The organism is Streptomyces sp. NPDC056160, from assembly GCF_042268205.1.
Taxonomy (GTDB): domain Bacteria; phylum Actinomycetota; class Actinomycetes; order Streptomycetales; family Streptomycetaceae; genus Streptomyces.
On record NZ_JBHJUW010000013.1, the window covers coordinates 81,852 to 98,814 of the forward strand.

General features: G+C 70.9%; 17 protein-coding genes, 5 tRNA genes and 1 pseudogene. 7 read left to right on the forward strand and 16 right to left on the reverse strand.

The window, feature by feature from the left end:
• The first annotated feature begins 69 nt into the window (after window positions 1–69).
• Entirely contained in the window at window positions 70–303 is a 234-nt protein-coding gene (locus tag ACFC02_RS07365) for an Lrp/AsnC ligand binding domain-containing protein (protein WP_360975064.1), read from the forward strand.
• Between the two features lie 21 nt (window positions 304–324).
• Window positions 325–810, forward strand: a complete 486-nt coding sequence (locus ACFC02_RS07370) for a DUF3515 domain-containing protein (RefSeq protein ID WP_376353475.1) — start codon at window positions 325–327, stop codon at window positions 808–810.
• A 143-nt stretch (window positions 811–953) separates the two neighbouring features.
• Here the strand turns inward: ACFC02_RS07370 and ACFC02_RS07375 are convergent, their stop codons facing one another.
• Genes ACFC02_RS07375 through ACFC02_RS07385 form a run of 3 tightly spaced genes read right to left on the reverse strand, consistent with a single transcriptional unit; the run spans window position 954 to window position 4,046 of the window.
• Window positions 954–2,111 (reverse strand): D-alanine--D-alanine ligase family protein, encoded by a 1,158-nt coding sequence (locus ACFC02_RS07375; RefSeq protein ID WP_376353478.1) that lies wholly within the window; start codon window positions 2,109–2,111, stop codon window positions 954–956.
• Window positions 2,112–2,169: 58 nt separating this feature from the next.
• Window positions 2,170–3,189, reverse strand: coding sequence for an NAD(P)H-dependent glycerol-3-phosphate dehydrogenase (locus ACFC02_RS07380; RefSeq protein WP_376353480.1), 1,020 nt, complete (start codon window positions 3,187–3,189; stop codon window positions 2,170–2,172).
• On the reverse strand, window positions 3,186–4,046 hold the full coding sequence (locus ACFC02_RS07385) for a lysophospholipid acyltransferase family protein (RefSeq protein WP_376353483.1): 861 nt from the start codon (window positions 4,044–4,046) through the stop codon (window positions 3,186–3,188). Before ACFC02_RS07385 ends, ACFC02_RS07380 begins: the two co-directional genes overlap by 4 nt.
• Before the next feature lie 153 nt (window positions 4,047–4,199).
• On the opposite strand from ACFC02_RS07385, the gene cofC reads away from it, so the two are divergent.
• Both cofC and ACFC02_RS07395 read left to right on the forward strand, forming a co-directional pair.
• Complete coding sequence (gene cofC / locus ACFC02_RS07390; protein ID WP_376353486.1) at window positions 4,200–4,865, forward strand: 2-phospho-L-lactate guanylyltransferase; 666 nt, start codon at window positions 4,200–4,202, stop codon at window positions 4,863–4,865.
• Window positions 4,866–4,874: 9 nt separating this feature from the next.
• Complete coding sequence (locus ACFC02_RS07395) at window positions 4,875–5,078, forward strand: hypothetical protein (protein ID WP_376353489.1); 204 nt, start codon at window positions 4,875–4,877, stop codon at window positions 5,076–5,078.
• Between the two features lie 108 nt (window positions 5,079–5,186).
• Here ACFC02_RS07395 and ACFC02_RS07400 read toward each other — a convergent pair whose 3' ends face one another.
• The 4 genes from ACFC02_RS07400 to leuC all read right to left on the reverse strand — a co-directional run bounded on the left by ACFC02_RS07400 (window position 5,187) and on the right by leuC (window position 8,499).
• Window positions 5,187–5,825 carry an HU family DNA-binding protein gene (locus ACFC02_RS07400; RefSeq protein ID WP_376353492.1) on the reverse strand — a complete coding sequence of 213 codons (639 nt, stop codon included), beginning with the start codon at window positions 5,823–5,825 and terminating at the stop codon, window positions 5,187–5,189.
• A gap of 136 nt (window positions 5,826–5,961) precedes the next feature.
• A complete protein-coding gene (locus tag ACFC02_RS07405; protein WP_360975088.1) occupies window positions 5,962–6,192 on the reverse strand; it encodes a hypothetical protein in 231 nt (76 codons plus the stop codon).
• A 276-nt stretch (window positions 6,193–6,468) separates the two neighbouring features.
• The gene (leuD, locus tag ACFC02_RS07410; protein ID WP_376353495.1) at window positions 6,469–7,062 is read right to left on the reverse strand and encodes a 3-isopropylmalate dehydratase small subunit; all 594 of its coding nucleotides are present in this window, start codon (window positions 7,060–7,062) and stop codon (window positions 6,469–6,471) included.
• Window positions 7,063–7,068: 6 nt separating this feature from the next.
• On the reverse strand, window positions 7,069–8,499 hold the full coding sequence (gene leuC / locus ACFC02_RS07415) for a 3-isopropylmalate dehydratase large subunit (protein WP_376353498.1): 1,431 nt from the start codon (window positions 8,497–8,499) through the stop codon (window positions 7,069–7,071).
• A 188-nt stretch (window positions 8,500–8,687) separates the two neighbouring features.
• On the opposite strand from leuC, the gene ndgR reads away from it, so the two are divergent.
• On the forward strand, window positions 8,688–9,404 hold the full coding sequence (ndgR, locus tag ACFC02_RS07420) for an IclR family transcriptional regulator NdgR (protein ID WP_028425251.1): 717 nt from the start codon (window positions 8,688–8,690) through the stop codon (window positions 9,402–9,404).
• A 256-nt stretch (window positions 9,405–9,660) separates the two neighbouring features.
• A pseudogene (locus tag ACFC02_RS07425) lies at window positions 9,661–9,876 on the forward strand (transcriptional regulator); the annotation flags it as partial.
• Window positions 9,877–9,934: 58 nt separating this feature from the next.
• Here the strand turns inward: ACFC02_RS07425 and ACFC02_RS07430 are convergent.
• The 9 genes from ACFC02_RS07430 to ACFC02_RS07470 all read right to left on the reverse strand — a co-directional run bounded on the left by ACFC02_RS07430 (window position 9,935) and on the right by ACFC02_RS07470 (window position 14,121).
• Window positions 9,935–10,007, reverse strand: a tRNA-Glu gene (locus ACFC02_RS07430).
• 44 nt (window positions 10,008–10,051) lie between these two features.
• Window positions 10,052–10,123, reverse strand: a tRNA-Gln gene (locus ACFC02_RS07435).
• A 21-nt stretch (window positions 10,124–10,144) separates the two neighbouring features.
• Window positions 10,145–10,217, reverse strand: a tRNA-Glu gene (locus tag ACFC02_RS07440).
• Window positions 10,218–10,279: 62 nt separating this feature from the next.
• Window positions 10,280–10,352 (reverse strand) — tRNA-Glu (locus ACFC02_RS07445).
• Between the two features lie 42 nt (window positions 10,353–10,394).
• Window positions 10,395–10,466, reverse strand: a tRNA-Gln gene (locus ACFC02_RS07450).
• Between the two features lie 92 nt (window positions 10,467–10,558).
• The gene (locus tag ACFC02_RS07455; protein ID WP_376353501.1) at window positions 10,559–11,290 is read right to left on the reverse strand and encodes an HAD family hydrolase; all 732 of its coding nucleotides are present in this window, start codon (window positions 11,288–11,290) and stop codon (window positions 10,559–10,561) included.
• 122 nt (window positions 11,291–11,412) lie between these two features.
• Entirely contained in the window at window positions 11,413–12,897 is a 1,485-nt protein-coding gene (gltX, locus tag ACFC02_RS07460; RefSeq protein ID WP_376353503.1) for a glutamate--tRNA ligase, read from the reverse strand.
• On the reverse strand, window positions 12,881–13,666 hold the full coding sequence (locus ACFC02_RS07465; RefSeq protein WP_376353506.1) for a fumarylacetoacetate hydrolase family protein: 786 nt from the start codon (window positions 13,664–13,666) through the stop codon (window positions 12,881–12,883). Before ACFC02_RS07465 ends, gltX begins: the two co-directional genes overlap by 17 nt.
• A 266-nt stretch (window positions 13,667–13,932) precedes the next feature.
• Window positions 13,933–14,121, reverse strand: coding sequence for a hypothetical protein (locus ACFC02_RS07470; RefSeq protein WP_360975105.1), 189 nt, complete (start codon window positions 14,119–14,121; stop codon window positions 13,933–13,935).
• 603 nt (window positions 14,122–14,724) lie between these two features.
• Between ACFC02_RS07470 and ACFC02_RS07475 the strand changes: the two genes are divergently transcribed.
• Window positions 14,725–16,963 (forward strand): nitrate- and nitrite sensing domain-containing protein (locus ACFC02_RS07475; RefSeq protein ID WP_376353510.1); only part of this gene is annotated, 2,239 nt, incomplete at its 3' end.

Below are 16,963 nucleotides of genomic sequence, written 5' to 3' on the forward strand. Positions count from 1 at the left end.
GCGTGCGGCGACGCGATACCGTGGCGTTCCTTTTCCCCACATGATCCTCGTGGCCGCCCTGGAGGTTCCGTGGTACAGGCGTACATCCTGATCCAGACGGAGGTCGGCAAGGCCTCGACCGTCGCCGAGACCATCGGCGCGCTGCCCGGAGTGATCCAGGCCGAGGACGTGACCGGTCCGTACGACGTCATCGTGCGCGCGCAGGCCGACACCGTCGACGACCTCGGACGCATGGTGGTCGCGAAGGTCCAGCAAGTGGACGGCATCACACGCACTCTGACCTGCCCGGTCGTGCATCTGTAGCCCCCGTCTACCCTTGGGCCGGTGAGTTCCTTCCGTCACCGGCTGCTCGGCCTGCCCGTCGTCCTCGTCGCGCTGATCACCGCAGCGGGCTGCTCCTCGAGCGACGACCGTGCCACCGCTGCGGTTCCCAGCCCCGACGCGGCGGTCACGAAGCTGTGCGGGAACCTGGACGCAGCGCTGCCGCGGAAAGTGGACGGGCTGAGCCGCGCGGACCCCCGGCCCGACTCCGCGCTCACCGCGGGGTGGGGAAGCCCGGCGATCATACTGCGCTGCGGTGTCCCCCGGCCCGCCGAGATGAACGACCCGGAGGCCGACGGCGCCGAGGTGAACGGGGTCGGCTGGCTGCTTGCGAAGCAGCCGGACGGATCGTTCCTCTTCACCACGACGCTGCGCAAGGCGTACGTCGAGGTCAGCCTCCCCGCAAGCCGTACCGGCAACGGCGTGGCCCCCCTGGTCTCCCTGGCCCCGGCCGTCAAGAAGGCGATCCCCGAAGGGATCGCCGACTGAGCGCTCCGCCGGGGCGCCGGGGGGGGCGGGGCGGCGCCGTGGGGGTTCGGGCCTGCTGCCGGGTGCGGGTCGTGTCCGGCTGGTCGCGCCCACGCGGCGGAGCCGCATGTGGATACCGCCCCCCGCGCCCTTCGGGAGCGCTTTCAGCGCAGGCCGGTTGAACGGTTCAGCGCTGCCCGGATGAGGCGGTCGACCAGTTCCTCGTAGGAGACTCCCGTGGCCTGCCACATCTTCGGGTACATCGAGATGGGCGTGAAGCCGGGCATGGTGTTGATCTCGTTGATCACGAACTCGCCGTCCTCGCCGAGGAAGAAGTCCGCACGGACCAGGCCCTCGCAGGAGGCCGCCTCGAACGCCTCCACCGCCAGCCGCCGCACCTCGGCCGTCTGCTCCTCGGTCAGCGGCGCGGGCACGATGCCGGGCGTGGAGTCGATGTACTTGGCCTCGAAGTCGTAGTACGCGTGCTCCTGCGGCGGCGGGATCTCGGCCGGTACGGAGGCGCGCGGGCCGTCCTCGAACTCCAGCACCCCGCACTCGATCTCCCGGCCGCGCACCGCGGCCTCCACCAGCACCTTCGGGTCGTGCCGCTGGGCCTCGGCGACGGCCTCGTCCAGGCCGGAGAGGTCCTCGACCTTGGTGATGCCGATGGACGAGCCCGCGCGCGCGGGCTTCACGAACAGCGGCCAGCCGTGCTCGCCGGCGAAGTCCACGATCTTCTTGCGGGCCGCCGCCTGGTCCCGCGCCCACTCGCGCGGCCGGATCACCACGTACGGGCCCACCTTGAGCCCGAAGGAGGTGAACACCCGCTTCATGTACTCCTTGTCCTGGCCGACGGCCGAGGCGAGCACGCCCGAGCCGACGTAGGGCACACCGGACAGCTCCAGCAGGCCCTGGAGGGTGCCGTCCTCGCCGTAGGGGCCGTGCAGCACCGGGAAGACGACGTCGACCTCGCCGAGCGCCTTGGGCACCGAGCCGGGTTCGCTGTAGACGACTTCGCGGCTGCCCGGGTCGACGGGGAGCACCACGCCGCCCTCGCCGCTCTCGGCGACGTCGTCGACGCTGGGCGTGCGCCGGTCCGTGATCGCCATGCGGTCCGGGTCGTCCGCGGTCAGGGCCCAGCGGCCGTCGCGGGTGATGCCGATCGGCAGGACCTCGTACTTGGTCCGGTCGATGGCGCGCAGCACCGCTCCTGCGGTGACGACGGAGATCCCGTGTTCGGAGCTGCGGCCGCCGCAGACGACGGCCACGCGCGGCTTGCGAGGCGGCTGCTCGGGGCTCTGGGAGAGGTTCTCGGTGCTCATATCGCGATGAGAGTACCCGGTGGTAGGGCCCCGGGGCAGCGTGGGAAACGCGGGTCGCTCAGCGTCGTTCGGGCTTCGCGCTGCGCGACATCAGCTCCTTGAGGGCGTCCACCGGCGATTTGCCTTCGTGCACGATGCCGACGACCGTCTCGGTGAGGGGCATGTCGACGCCGTGCCGGCGGGCCAGATCCAGCACCGACTCGCAGGACTTGACGCCCTCTGCGGTCTGCTTGGTGACCGCGATGGTCTCCTGGAGGGTCATGCCCTTGCCGAGGTTGGTGCCGAAGGTGTGGTTGCGCGACAGGGGTGAGGAGCAGGTGGCCACCAGGTCGCCGAGGCCGGCCAGCCCGGCGAAGGTCAGCGGGTCGGCGCCCAGGGCCATGCCGAGGCGGGTGGTCTCGGCGAGACCGCGCGTGATGAGCGAGCCCTTGGCGTTGTCGCCGAGCCCCATGCCGTCCGCGATGCCGACGGCCAGGCCGATGACGTTCTTGACGGCGCCGCCCAGTTCGCAGCCGATGACGTCGGTGTTGGTGTACGGCCGGAAGTACGGGGTGTGGCAGGCGGCCTGGAGCCGGCGGGCGACCGCTTCGTCGGTGCAGGCCACCACGGCGGCGGCCGGCATGCGGGCCGCGATCTCCCGGGCGAGGTTGGGCCCGGTGACCACGGCGATGCGGTCGGTCCCGACCTCGGCGACGTCCTCGATGACCTCGCTCATGCGCATCGCGGAACCGAGTTCGACGCCCTTCATCAGGGAGACCACGACGGTGTCCGGGGCGAGCAGCGGCCGCCATGCGGCGAGGTTGGCGCGCATGGTCTGGGAGGGGATGGCGAGGACGGTGAAGTCGGCGTCGCGGGCGGCCTCGGCGGGGTCCGTCGTGGCCCGCACGGTCGGCGGGAGTTCCACGCCGGGCAGGTAGCCGGGATTGGTGCGGGTGGAGTTGACCGCCTCGGCCACCTCCGGGCGGCGGGCCCACAGGGTGACGTCGCAGCCGGCGTCGGCGAGGACCACGGCGAAGGCGGTGCCCCACGATCCGGTACCGAAGACGGCCGCCCTGACCGGCTGGTCCGGCTTGCTCACGTGCCCTGCCCCTCTTCCTGCACTTGCTGCACTTGCTGTACTTCCTGCGCTTCCTCGTGCGCTGCTTCCTGCGCGGCCCGTCCGGCCGCGGGCGCGTCCCCGGGCCTGGACTGCGTCCGGCCCTGCGCCTGGGTCCTGCGGCGCTGTTCGATCCGCTCGCGGCGCGGGTCGTACGGCACTGCGGGCGCCTTCTCGCCGCGGATGTGCTCGAGCTGGCGGGTGACCGCCGCCATGATGACCTCGGTGGCCTCCTTCAGCACGTCCGGGGTCATCTCCCGGCCGTAGAAGCGCGAGAGGTCCACGGGCGGGCCGGCCAGCACGTGGTGGGTCTTGCGGGGCAGCAGGTTCGGCTTCTTGGCGTAGGGCGGCAGGAGTTCGTTGGCGCCCCACTGGGCGACCGGGATCACCGGGCACTTGGTCTGCAGCGCGACCCGCGCGGCGCCGGTCTTGGCGGTCATCGGCCAGCCGTCCGGGTCGCGGGTGAGGGTGCCCTCGGGGTAGAACGCGACGCACTCGCCGCGCTCGACCGCGTCGATCGCGGCGCGGAAGGCGCTCAGCGCGTCCGTGCTCTCGCGGTAGACGGGGATCTGCCCGGTGCCGCGCATCGCGGCGCCCACCAATCCCTTCTTGAAAAGTCCGCTCTTGGCGAGGAATCGCGGCACGCGCCCGGTGTTGTACTGAAAGTGAGCATAGGCGAAGGGGTCGACGTGCGAATTGTGGTTCACCGCCGTGATAAATCCACCCTCGGCCGGCATGTTCTCCATTCCGCGCCAGTCCCGCTTGACCAGAACCACCAGCGGCGGTTTGCAGATCACCGCTGCGAAGCGGTACCAGAAGCCGATTCTGCGGCGGGGCACACGAACACCTTCCTCTAGGGCCGAACGGTGGGCGGGGGGCCGCACAAGTGTCGCCCCAGGCCGCCGGTCTGTCGAGGGACACCGTACGCCCCGGCCCCCGTACGGCCCGATGGGCCAGGGAGAATGTCCGCGACGAGAGAGGGACGAACGCGCGTGCAGTGGACCTTGGTGATCCCCCTGAAGCCCCTGGCGCGGGCCAAGAGCAGACTCTCGGACACCGCCCACGACGGCGTGCGGCCAGGCCTCGCCCTCGCTTTCGCCCAGGACACCGTGGCGGCGGCGCTGGCCTGCACCGCGGTCGCGGATGTGGCGGTCGTCACGGACGATCCCCTGGCCGGGCGGGAGCTTGCGGCACTGGGCGCCCGGATCGTCCCCGACTCCCCCCGCGCCGGTCTGAACGCCGCGCTCGCACACGGGGCGGCGGCCGTACGGGCAGCGGGTCCCGCCCGTCGCCTGGCGGCCCTGAACGCCGATCTCCCGGCACTGCGGCCCGCGGAACTGACCCGGGTCCTCGACGCCGCGGCCAATTTCCCGCGGGCATTTCTCGCGGACGCCGCGGGGATCGGCACCACCCTGCTCGCGGCCGCACCGGAGCAGGAATTGCGCCCGGCTTTCGGCACCGCCTCCCGGATCCGCCACCGGGAATCCGGCGCGGTGGAACTACGGCTCGACGCGGTGCTTTCCGTACGCCAGGACGTGGACACCGGCGACGACCTGCGCGCGGCGCTCGCCCTGGGCGTCGGACCCCGCACGGCGCGCGCGGCCGCGCGGCTGCTGGTCCCGGGGCAGCAAGGGGCGGCTGACGGACCGGGGCAGTAGGCTGCCGTCATGCAGGCCACCGCATACACGTACGACCCCGAAAGCCGCAGCGGGCAGGTGCTCCTGGACGACGGCACGCCGGTGCCCTTCGACGCGGTGGCGTTCGACGCGGGAGGCCTTCGGCTGCTGCGCCCGGGGCAGCGGGTGCGGATCGAGGCCGAAGGCGAGGGCACCGCGCTGCGCATCACGCTGGTGACGTTGCAGACCTTCTGACCTCGCCGGACGCCGCCGGCCCGCCGTGAGCGGGCGAACGGCCGCCGAACACGCCGCGGGCCGGACTCCCTCGGGAGTCCGGCCCGGCGCGTGAGTACCCGGCCGCCCCTACTTGCTGCGGGCGGTCTTCTTGGCGGCGGTCTTGCGGGCGGTCGACTTCTTGGCCGGGGCCTTCTTCGCCGTCGCCTTCTTCGCCGGGGCCTTCTTGGCGGCGGTCTTCTTCGCGGCACCCGCAGCCGTGGCCTTCTTGGCGGCGGCGGTGGTCTTCTTGGCGGTGGGCGTCGTCTTCTTGGCGGTGGTCTTCTTCGCAGCGCCCGCGGCCGCGGTCTTCTTGGCGGCGGACTTCTTGGCGGCGGCCGTCGTCTTCTTCGCCGCTGCCTTCTTGCCGACGGCCTTGGCGATGGTGGCCGGCGGCCCCGACAGGCTGCCCTTGGGGGCCTTCTTCACCGCGATGTCGTTCTTCGGCAGCTTCTTGGAGCCGCTCACCAGGTCCTTGAAGCCCTGACCGGCCCGGAAACGGGGAACGGAGGTCTTCTTGACCCGCACCCGCTCACCCGTCTGCGGGTTGCGGGCGTAGCGGGCCGGGCGGTCCACCTTCTCGAAGGACCCGAAGCCGGTGACCGAGACCCGGTCTCCCGCGACGACCGCGCGGACGATGGCGTCCAGTACCGCGTCGACGGCGTCGGCGGCCTGCTGCCGGCCACCCATCTTGTCGGCAATCGCTTCTACGAGCTGCGCCTTGTTCACGTCTTCCCCTTCGGAGACCTGGCCGGAACGAAAGTGTTCAAGCTTTTTCGCACGTTAGGCAGATATATACCGCAAATCAAACACGAAACGGGCTAATCACCCTTGTGCCGCAACGGACTCGGCGGTCTCGGGCTGTTCAGCCTTCCCCACCGGGGATTCGGCCCTCGTCGAGGTCCGTGGTGAACCGCTCCAGACGCCTTGTCGCACCGGCGAGATCGTGCTTGGCCGCGGCCGTAATGACCAGCAGCTTCCGGGTCAGCGCCATCCGTACGCCCTCCGGGACTTGCAGTGCGCGCACTCTTGCGTGCGCTTCCTTGAGTTGGGCCGCGACCGCCGTATAGAGCTCGAGTTGGCCGTCGTTGTCCATGCACAGATTGTGCCATCTGGGGCGAGTTGTCGCCTGCGCAGGGGGCAACTGCCGCCGTCGGCGGGCTTCCTGGCGCACCCGCCGTCCGCAGACACGACCCTCGCGTACCCCGGCAACAACCTTTTCAACGTGGGACGTTGGCGCGTCGCACGGCGGCGCGCAGAGGCGGAAGGGCCCGGAAACGGCTGTACCCCCGATCGGGGCGATCGGGGGTACAGCGGGGTCTCGGGGTGGCCGAAACTCGACGTCCGGGGCGGGCCTGGGAGGCCCGCCGGGTCAGACCTGGAGGGTCCGCGGCTTGAACGACGGACGCTTCGCCTCGTAGGCGGCGATCTCGTCCTCGTTCTGGAGGGTGATCGAGATGTCGTCCAGCCCGTTCAGCAGCCGCCAGCGGGAGTTCTCGTCCAGCTCGAAGGAGGCGGTGATCCCCTCGGCGCGCACCTCACGGGCCTGGAGGTCGACCGTGACCTCGGCCGTCGGGTCCTTCTCGGTCAGCTCCCACAGCGCGTCCACGATCTTCTGCTCCAGCACCACCGTGAGCAGCCCGTTCTTCAGCGAGTTGCCCCGGAAGATGTCGGCGAAACGGGAGGAGATCACGGTCTTGAAGCCGTAGTTCTGCAGCGCCCAGACGGCGTGCTCGCGGGAGGAGCCGGTGCCGAAGTCGGGGCCGGCGACCAGGACCGTGGCGCCCTGCCGCTCGGGGCGGTTGAGCACGAACTCGGGGTCCTTGCGCCAGGCCTCGAACAGCCCGTCCTCGAAGCCGTCCCGGGTGACCTTCTTGAGCCAGTGGGCGGGGATGATCTGGTCGGTGTCGACGTTGCTGCGGCGCAGCGGGACGGCCCGGCCGGTGTGCGTGGTGAATGCTTCCATGACTGATCAGACTCCAGCGGGCGTGCGAACGTCGGCGTCGGACAGGTCGGCCGGGGAGGCCAGGTGACCGAGGACCGCGGTGGCGGCGGCGACCTGCGGCGACACCAGGTGCGTACGGCCGCCCTTGCCCTGCCTACCCTCGAAGTTGCGGTTGGAGGTGGAGGCGGAGCGCTCGCCGGGGGCCAGCTGGTCCGGGTTCATGCCCAGGCACATCGAGCAGCCCGCGTGCCGCCACTCGGCGCCGGCCTCCTTGAAGACCACGTCCAGGCCCTCGGAGACGGCCTGCAGGCCCACCCGGGCGGAACCCGGGACGACCAGCATCCGTACGCCCTCGGCGACTTTGCGGCCCCGCACGATGTCGGCGGCGGCGCGCAGGTCCTCGATGCGGCCGTTGGTGCAGGAACCTACGAAGACGGTGTCCACCTGGATGGAGCGCAGCGGCTGGCCGGCGTCCAACCCCATGTACTCCAGGGCCTTTTCGGCGGCGAAGCGCTCCGAAGCGTCTTCGTACGAAGCCGGGTCGGGGACCCGCGCCGAAAGCGGGGCGCCCTGGCCGGGGTTGGTGCCCCAGGTGACGAACGGGGACAGCTCGGCGGCGTCGATGACCACCTCGGCGTCGAACTCGGCGTCGTCGTCCGTGCGCAGCGTCTTCCAGTACGCGACCGCCGCGTCCCAGTCCTCGCCCTCCGGGGCGTGCGGGCGGCCCTGGAGATAGGCGAAGGTGGTCTCGTCCGGGGCGATCATGCCCGCGCGGGCGCCGGCCTCGATGGACATGTTGCAGATGGTCATGCGGGCCTCCATCGAGAGCTTCTCGATGGCGGAGCCCCGGTACTCCAGGATGTAGCCCTGACCGCCGCCGGTGCCGATCCGCGCGATGATCGCCAGGATCAGGTCCTTGGCGGTGACCCCCTCGGGCAGTTCGCCGTCGACGGTGATCGCCATGGTCTTCGGGCGGGCCATCGGCAGCGTCTGGGTGGCCAGCACGTGCTCCACCTGGGAGGTGCCGATGCCGAACGCCAGCGCGCCGAACGCGCCGTGCGTGGAGGTGTGCGAGTCGCCGCAGACGACGGTGGTGCCGGGCTGGGTCAGGCCGAGCTGGGGGCCGACCACGTGCACGACGCCCTGCTCGACGTCGCCCAGCGGGTGCAGGCGGACGCCGAAGTCGGCGCAGTTCTTGCGCAGGGTCTCCAGCTGGGCGCGGGAGACCGGGTCCGCGATGGGCTTGTCGATGTCGAGGGTGGGGGTGTTGTGGTCCTCGGTGGCGATGGTCAGGTCGAGGCGGCGCACACCGCGCCCGCTCTTGCGGAGGCCGTCGAAGGCCTGGGGGCTGGTCACCTCGTGCAGCAGGTGCAGATCGATGAAGAGGAGGTCGGGCTCGCCCTCGGCGCGCCGGACGACGTGGTCGTCCCAGACCTTCTCCGCGAGTGTCCTACCCATCGCTTTCCCTCCGGCCTGGCGCACGGGGCACCGGCCCAACTAGAGATCTTGTGGTGGCGGCGCCCGCGTCCCCCTCAGGGCAGCCGCCGCCGGGCCCGTCGGTCCACGGGCCGTTGTGTCTTCCAGGGTGGCGTGTTCCACGGAAAATTGAACTTGCGTTTCACAGAGTGAGACGCGAGTATCGTTTCATGGACAACAGTAGCGGCGTCGGCGTCCTGGACAAGGCAGCCCTTGTCCTGAGCGCCCTGGAGTCCGGTCCGGCCACCCTCGCGGGTCTGGTCGCGGCGACCGGACTGGCACGACCCACGGCCCACCGGCTGGCCGTGGCCCTGGAACACCACCGCATGGTCGCGCGCGACATGCAGGGCCGTTTCATTCTCGGCCCCCGCCTCGCGGAACTGGCCGCGGCGGCCGGTGAGGACCGCCTCCTCGCCACGGCCGGCCCGGTGCTCACCCACCTCCGCGACGTCACGGGCGAGAGCGCTCAGCTCTACCGCCGCCAGGGCGACATGCGCATCTGCGTGGCGGCCGCGGAGCGGCTGTCCGGCCTGCGGGACACGGTCCCGGTCGGCTCGACGCTCACCATGAAGGCGGGTTCGTCGGCCCAGGTGCTGATGGCCTGGGAGGAGCCGGAGCGGCTGCACCGCGGCCTCCAGGGCGCCCGTTTCACGGCGACGGCCCTGTCGGGCGTACGGCGCCGGGGCTGGGCCCAGTCGATCGGCGAGCGCGAGCCGGGCGTCGCGTCCGTCTCCGCGCCGGTGCGCGGCCCCTCGAACCGCGTGGTCGCCGCCGTGTCCGTCTCCGGCCCCATCGAGCGCCTGACACGGCACCCGGGCCGGATGCACGCCCAGGCCGTCATCGACGCCGCCGCCCGGCTCTCCGAGGCCCTGCGCCGCTCCGGCTGACCCTGCTCCGCCCCGCGCCTCCGTGAAGGACCGGCCTCAACGCCGCGGCAGGCCCTTCCCCGGACGCCGTCTGTTCCTTGCCCCGTCCGCCTCTCCCGGCCTCCCGGCCGGCCCGGGCCCGGTCTGCCCCCGCCGCCTTCCTGCGGCAGCGGGGGCAGACGTGGCTGTGGTGGCAGGCGTGGCCAGTGTGTCCCGCGTGGTGACCGGCAGGTGAGATCCCCGGCAGCCCCACCATCGGGGCCGCCGCGCTCTCCCGCTCGGCTACCCCTGCTCCGTCGACGACTTGGAGCCGTACGCCCGGGCGATGGAGCGGATCACCGCCACCGACCTGGACCTGGTGGAGCGGTACGGGACGCCCGACGAGCAGGTGGAGGCCGCCGTGGCGCTGACCGTGCTGTACGAGCCGGTGCTGCTCAGCCTGCGCCGGCCGGCGGAGGCCGAGGAGTGGCAACGCCGGTTCGGCGGCAGGTGACACGGACGGGGAAGAAGAAGAGGGCCCTCCCGGGAGGGAGGGCCCTTCTTCTGTGATGTACCCCCGACCGGATTCGAACCGGCGCTACCGCCTTGAGAGGGCGGCGTGCTAGGCCGCTACACAACGGGGGCGTGGACACTGCAAGCGTTTCATACTGCACCGCCGCAGGTCCGAGCTGGTCTACCTGGACTCGAACCAAGACTAACTGAACCAGAATCAGTCGTGCTGCCAATTACACCATAGACCAATGATGGTTTAGACCAGTCAGTACCCCCGACCGGATTCGAACCGGCGCTACCGCCTTGAGAGGGCGGCGTGCTAGGCCGCTACACAACGGGGGCCCTAGCGATCCTGCATCGAGGTCAGTGGGAGCTACCCTGGCTGTCCTCGCGGGAAGGATCTGTACCCCCGACCGGATTCGAACCGGCGCTACTGCCTTGAGAGGGCAGCGTGCTAGGCCGCTACACAACGGGGGCTCGCGGATGTGATCCGCGGTTGCAGACTGAAGCGTCTGCGAGCTGGCCTACCTGGACTCGAACCAAGACTAACTGAACCAGAATCAGTCGTGCTGCCAATTACACCATAGGCCACTGGAACGCAAGCCCCTGCGGGGTTCTTGTTCTAGTACTGCGCCCTCGGGTTTCCGGCCTTCCGGCCCGCTCCCCGCGGCGCAGGAAGAACATTACCTGAAGGTGGACGGGGCTCCAAAACGAGTATCGGCGCCGAGCAGCGCGGGCAGTTCGGACAGGGAGGCGATGCGGCGCGGCCCGGCGGGCGGGTCCAGCGTCGCGCGGGCGCCGCCGCGGTCGATCCACACCGAGAGCAACCCTGCGTCGGCGGCGCCGCGTCCGTCGATCTCCGGGTGGTCGCCGACGTACGCCACCTCGTGCGGGGCCAGGCGCAGGGCGTCGCACGCCGCGAGGAAGGCGCCCGCCTCGGGCTTGGAGACGCCCAGCTCGGCCGCGCACAGCAGGACCTCGAAGCGGTCGCGTACGCCGAGCACGCGCAGCTTGCGGTCCTGGACGGTGAGGCTGGAGTTGGAGAGCACCGCGTGGCGGTGGCTGGCGGCCAGGGCGTCGAGGACGGGCAGGACGTCCGGGAAGAGCGCCCAGGCCGCCTCGTAGTGCGCCACGTACCGGTCGAACCACTCGTCGGCCTCGGCGTCCGTGAGGTCCCGGTCCAGGAAGACGCGGGTGCGGTCGCGCCGCTGTGTGACGAAGTCGACCTCGCCGGCCGCGAAGCGGGCCCACTGCCGGTCGGTGATCTCACGCCAGCGCGCCAGGGCCTCCTCGGCGGTGCCGTACCCGGCGAGCAGGCCCTCGGCCACCAGATGGGCGCGCATGCCCTCGCGGTCCGCGGTGGTGTAGTCGAAGAGGGTGTCGTCCACGTCCCAGACCACGGCGCGAATGCTCATGATCCGACGGTAACGCCCCAGGGCCGCCCGCGTCCGCCGGAACGGCGAAGGGGAACGGCGAGAGGGAAGGGTGAAGGGGCGGCACCCCGGACCGGGTGCCGCCCCTCACGCCCGTACGCGCGTCAGGCCGCGAGCCTCGCCAGCGCCGCGTCGACGCGGGCCAGCGTCTTCTCCTTGCCCAGGACCTCCAGGGACTCGAAGAGGGGCAGGCCGACCGTCCGGCCGGTGACGGCGACGCGGACCGGGGCCTGCGCCTTGCCGAGCTTGAGGCCGTGGGCCTCGCCGGCGGCCAGGACGGCCTCCTTGAGGGACTCCGGGGACGTCCAGTCGGCCGCCTCCAGCTTCTCGCGGGCCGTGCGCAGCAGCGCGTCGCTGCCCTCCTTCATCGCCTTCGTCCAGCTCGCCTCGTCGAAGACGGGCTCGGGCAGGAAGAGGAAGTCGACGTTGTCGGTGATCTCGGAGAGCACCTTCAGGCGGGTCTGCGCGTGCGGGGCGATGGCCTGCCACTTGGCCTGGTCGAAGTCCTCGGGCGCCCAGGGGGCGAAGGGGGCCGCCAGCCAGGGCGCGCAGCGCTCCGTGAAGTCCTTCACGTCGAGCATGCGGATGTGGTCGGCGTTGATCGCCTCGCACTTCTTCAGGTCGAAGCGGGCCGGGTTGGGGTTGACGTCCTTGACGTCGAAGGCCGCCACCATCTCCTCGATGGAGAAGACGTCCTGGTCGGCGGAGAGCGACCAGCCCAGCAGGGAGAGGTAGTTGAGCAGTCCCTCGGGCAGGAAGCCGCGCTCGCGGTAGAGGTTCAGCGAGGACTGGGGGTCGCGCTTGGAGAGCTTCTTGTTGCCCTCGCCCATGACGTAGGGCAGGTGGCCGAAGGCGGGGGTCTCCTTGGCGATGCCCAGCTCGATCAGCGCCTTGTACAGGGCGATCTGGCGCGGGGTGGAGGAGAGCAGGTCCTCGCCGCGCAGGACGTGGGTGATCTCCATGAGGGCGTCGTCGACCGGGTTGACGAGCGTGTACAGCGGGGCGCCGTTGGCGCGGACGATGCCGTAGTCCGGGACGTTCTCCGGGGTGAACGTCAGCTCGCCGCGGACCAGGTCGTCGAAGGTGATCGTCTCGTCGGGCATCCGGAAGCGGACGATGGGGGCGCGGCCCTCGGCCTCGTACCGCTCGACCTGCTCGGCGCTCAGGTCACGGCAGTGGCCGTCGTAGCCGGAGGGCTTGCCGGCGGCGCGGGCGGCCTCGCGGCGGCTGTCCAGCTCCTCCTGGGAGCAGTAGCAGCGGTAGGCGTGGCCGGCGTCGAGCAGCTTCTGGGCGACGTCCTTGTAGAGGTCCATGCGCTGCGACTGGCGGTACGGCGCGTGCGGGCCGCCGACCTCGGGGCCCTCGTCCCAGTCGAAGCCCAGCCAGCGCATCGCCTCCAGCAGCTGCTGGTACGACTCCTCGGAGTCGCGGGCCGCGTCGGTGTCCTCGATGCGGAAGACCAGAGTGCCCTGGTGGTGCCGGGCGAACGCCCAGTTGAACAGGGCGGTGCGGACCAGGCCCACGTGGGGGTTACCGGTGGGCGAGGGGCAGAAACGGACGCGTACGGGTGCGCTAGCCACGCTTGACAACCTTGTTGGTGAGAGTGCCGATGCCTTCGATGGTGACGGCGACCTCGTCGCCGACGCTGAGGGGGCCGACCCCTGCCGGGGTGCCCGTGAGGATCACGTCGCCGGGCAGCAGCGTCATGGCCTCGGAGATGTTGACGATCAGATCCTCGATGGGGTGGATCATCTCGCTGGTGCGGCCCAGTTGCCGCTGCTCGCCGTTGACGGTGAGCTGGATGGTCAGGTCGGCCGCGGCGGCGAGGCCGAGGTCCGTCTCCACCCAGGGGCCGAGCGGGCAGGAGCTGTCGAAACCCTTGGCCCTGGCCCACTGCTTCTCGCGCCGCTGGACGTCGCGGGCGGTGACGTCGTTGGCGCAGGTGTAGCCGAAGATCACGTCCTTGACGCGGTCGCGCGGGACCTCGCGGCACATGCGGCCGATGACGACGGCCAGCTCGGCCTCGTGGTGCAGTTCCTCGGTGAAGGAGGGGTACTGGATGGGGTCCCCGGGGCCGACCACCGAGGTGGAGGGCTTGAAGAAGGCGAACGGGGCGTCGGGCACCTCGTTGCCGAGTTCACGGGCGTGCTCGGCGTAGTTGCGGCCGAAGGCGACGACCTTGTTGGGCAGCACCGGCGGCAGCAGCCGCACCTTGCTCAGCGGCACCTTGGTGCCGGAGAGCTCGAAGTCCGCGAACGGGATGCCCTTGATGATGTCGAGGACGAGCTGGTCCGGCTGGTCGCCCTCGACCGCGCCGAAGGCGACGTTCCCGTCGATGGAGAACCTGGCGATGCGCACGGGTTGCTTGGCCCCTTGACTGAGCTGGCTGGAGTCTGACGCTCCAGGCTAACGCGGCAGGCGGCCCGCGCCTCGCGCATCGGTCTTCGGCACGGCAGGTGCGGACGTGACGAAGGGGCGCCCCCGTGTGGTGGGGCGCCCCTGCTTCTGCGGTGTCCGGGCGGTGGCTGTGCGATGCCTTCGCGGTGTCTTCGCAGTGCCTGCGCGGAGTCTCTCCGGCGGGGGCGGCGGTCCGCTGCGGGGACCGTGTGCCGGCCCGGGGGTGTCTACTCGGCGACCGGGGCCGCGACCGGGGCCACCATGAGGACGGTGCGCCGGGGGTTGGCGGTCTGGGCGGGCAGGGAGACGGAGTGCTCCGGCAGTTCCGGCGTCTCCAGCGCTTCGGCGTCCTCCAGGTGCGCCAGCGTGGTCCGTCGGGGGTTGGCTATGGTGCGGAACATCATCGTCGTCTTCACGGTGGTAGCAGACCTTGTCGTGTACAGGCGCCTGGAGGGCCTCGGGACCCCCGCGCGGGCGCGGGTGGGCAGTTGCACGCCTTATGTAAAGCGTCAGGCTAAACGTGCGATTCCCGGCCGAAGACGTGGAGAGACCGTGATCTCCATGTGAGTTTGCTCACGACGTCATCGACAATCCGGACAAATTCCGGCCGACCGGCGCCCCCGAGAAACGGACATTAACCCCCTGAAGCCGTCATTCCGCTCCCGATCATGGCGACTGGGACACCTGTGGCGGCTCATCGGCTCGTAGAGATATGTCCGGTATGGGGGAGGTCACTTTCCACTTCTCGTAACTCGCTCCTCACGCGCTGTCACAGAGGTCACAGCCTGGCCCACATGCCTTGTTGGAGATCCTGCACTGTGCTGGAATGCCACGGACCGCCGCGGGATCGAACCGGCGCGCAGGGGGCGCAACGCAGCGCCGAGTGGGCGGCGAGTAAGGGGGAGCCAGCGCCGGTCACTCACGACCACCGGGGAGCGTTTTTCAGGGCGCTTCCCACGACGCCGACACCGCCTTTCCGCTCGCGTGGGAAGGCGCCTGGTCCAGAGGTTGCGACGCTAGTGCAGGGACGTTTCAAGAGGGATGGCAGCGCTTCGGCGGAGCCGGAGCCGCACGGCGGGACTGGCCCCAAGGCCGTCAGTTCCTCGCCCCAGCACGCCCAGAACCAGGGCCCGGCGCCGTCCGGTGACAGCGCCGCGCGCTCCGGCGGCCCCGCCCCTTCGGCCTCGGCCAAGCCGGAGCCCGCCCCGGCGGCCAAGCCCGCCAAGAGCCCCGCCCAGGCCGGCCCCGGCTCGCGCGTGGCCCTGCGCAACTGGCGCATCTCCACCCGCCTGGTGTCGCTGCTCGCCCTCCCCGTGATCGCGGCCACCACGCTCGGCGCGCTGCGCATCAACCAGAACCTGGACGACATCCAGCAGCTCGACAACATGAAGCTGCTGACGGACATGACCAAGCAGGCCACCGAGCTGGCCGCCGCGCTCCAGGAGGAGCGCGACCAGTCCGCCGGTCCGCTGTCCCACCCCTCCAGCGCGAGCGCCATCACCGTCAAGGGCTTCAGGGACAAGACCGACCGGGCCACGGAGAACTTCCTCTCCGCCTCCGAGGAGATCGACAGCGCCAGCAAGGGCGGCAACCTCCAGGGTGTCCGCGAGACCCTGGTCGGCCTCGCCAGCGAGCTGAACCACCTCGGCAGCATCCGCAAGACGGCGTACGCGCACGAGAAGAACTCGACCCAGACCGTCGAGGCCTACCACCGGCTCATCACCGAGCTGCTCAGCCTCTCCCAGGACATGGCCGAGGCGACCAGCAACCCGGAGATGATCCAGCGCACCCGCGCGCTGTCCGCGTTCTCCTCCGCCAAGGAGTACGCCTCCATCCAGCGCGCCGTCATCGCCGCCGCGCTGCCCGCCAACAACACCTCGGCGGCCAACCTCTCCGAGAACGACCGGCTGTACGCGCAGTCGGCGCTCGACAGCCAGACCTCCGAGATCAACAGCTTCCGCAACATCTACGGCGACGGCGCGGAAGAGCTGATCAAGCCCATGGAGGAGGGCAACCCGACCATCCAGTCGGCGGACACCTACGCCAAGCGCGCCCTGGACAGCAACAGCGGCCTGGACCAGCAGACCAAGCGCTCCTACCGCGACTGGGTGGACGACAGCTCGACGAAGATCGAGCAGATGAAGAAGATCGAGCACACGCTGCTCGAGGAGATGGAACAGAAGGCCCGTGAGCTGCGCAGCGCCACCGAGCGCGACGCCATCATCTCCGGTGCGCTGATCCTCCTCGTCCTCGGTGTGTCGCTGGTCGGCGCCTTCGTCGTGGCCCGCTCCATGATCCGTTCGCTGCGCCGGCTCCAGGACACCGCGACCAAGGTCGCCCAGGACCGCCTGCCCGAGCTGGTCAAGCAGCTCTCCGAGTCCGACCCGCAGGACGTCGACACGTCGGTGGAGTCGGTCGGTGTGCACTCCCGGGACGAGATCGGCCAGGTGGCCGCGGCCTTCGACGAGGTGCACCGCGAGGCGGTCCGCCTCGCCGCCGAGCAGGCCCTGCTGCGGGGCAACGTCAACGCGATGTTCACCAACCTCTCGCGCCGCTCCCAGGGCCTGATCCAGCGCCAGCTGTCGCTCATCTCCGAACTGGAGTCCCGCGAGGCCGACCCCGACCAGCTGTCCTCGCTGTTCAAGCTCGACCACCTCGCCACCCGTATGCGCCGCAACGGCGAGAACCTCCTCGTCCTCGCGGGCGAGGAGCCGGGCCGGCGCTGGACCCGCCCGGTCCCGCTCGTCGACGTGCTGCGCGCCGCGGCCTCCGAGGTGGAGCAGTACGAGCGCATCGAACTGGCCTCCGTGCCGACCACCGAGGTCGCCGGCCGCGTCGTCAACGACCTCGTGCACCTGCTGGCCGAGCTGCTGGAGAACGCGACCTCGTTCTCCTCGCCGCAGACCAAGGTCAAGGTCACCGGTCACGCGCTGCCCGACGGCCGGGTCCTGATCGAGATCCACGACACCGGCATCGGCCTCTCCCCCGAGGACCTCGCCGCGATCAACGAGCGGCTCGCCTCGCCGCCCACCGTGGACGTCTCGGTCTCCCGCCGCATGGGCCTCTTCGTGGTCGGCCGGCTCTCCCAGCGGCACGGCATCCGCATCCAGCTGCGTCCGTCGGACTCCGGCGGTACGACGGCCCTGGTCATGCTGCCGGTGGACGTCGCCCAGGGCGGCAGGAAGCCGGCCCCCGGCAAGCCCGGTGCCTCCTCCGCGGGCGGTCCGGCGGCTGCCGCCGCGGCCGCGGGCGCGGCGC